This is a genomic window from Bartonella sp. AA81SXKL, assembly GCF_042196945.1.
In the GTDB taxonomy this organism is placed as follows: Bacteria; Pseudomonadota; Alphaproteobacteria; order Rhizobiales; family Rhizobiaceae; genus Bartonella.
Window position 1 is genome coordinate 1 of sequence record NZ_JBHIRH010000160.1, and the last position, 850, is coordinate 850.

Genomic DNA, 850 nt, shown 5'->3' on the forward strand with positions numbered 1-850 from the left:
TGGGGTATTTCAGAAGCTGCATTTAACGCCCGCGATCACTTAATGAATTACCAATACGCCAGTTTTGGTGTTCCACGCCTCGGACTCCAACGTGGACTCTCACGCAATGTTGTTATTGCCCCCTACGCTAGCCTTTTAGCAGCGCAGTATACACCTGCACAAGCCGTAAACAATTTAAAACGATTGCGTAACTTTGGAGCTTTAGGAACATACGGTTATTATGACTCTGTTGACTTTACTCCTTCACGCATAAAGACAGGAGAAAAATACGCCGTTGTGCGCAATTATTATGCACACCATCATGGTATGTCCATTCTTGCTATTAACAATGTGATTTTCCAAGGGCGGATGCGTGATCACTTTCATCGTGATCCAGCTATTGAAGCAGTACAATTGTTATTACAGGAAAGAGCACCGCACCAAATTCCCATCATTCATACCAAAGTCGTTAACCCTGTACACAATAACTCTCGAGAATTTGATGACGCCCCTTTGCGCATGATCACTAACCCACTGCTCAAACCACGCGCAACTTTGCTTTTATCTCATGGTTTTTATTCCATAATGTTGACGGCCAATGGTTCCGGTTACAGCCGTTGGCACGATTATGCAATTACCCGCTTTATTCCTGATCCTACAGAAGATCAACAAGGCACTTTATTCTTCCTCCGTAATACGGATAATGGACGTTGGTGGTCTGTTACTGGTGAACCAACACGTGTTGTTGAAGAAGAAGCTGTCAGCATTTTTACAGATGAAAAAGCTGAATATAGGAAAATGGTTGACGATATTCAATCGACACTTGAATGTGTTGTTATTTCTGAAGGGTGCGGTGAAGGTAGACGTATTA

The 850-nt window shown here is 42.9% G+C and carries 1 protein-coding gene; it reads left to right on the forward strand.

Annotated elements, in window-relative coordinates:
- The coding region (locus ACFINZ_RS10285; RefSeq protein WP_375701461.1) for a glucoamylase family protein at positions 1-850 on the forward strand (850 nt) is incomplete at both ends.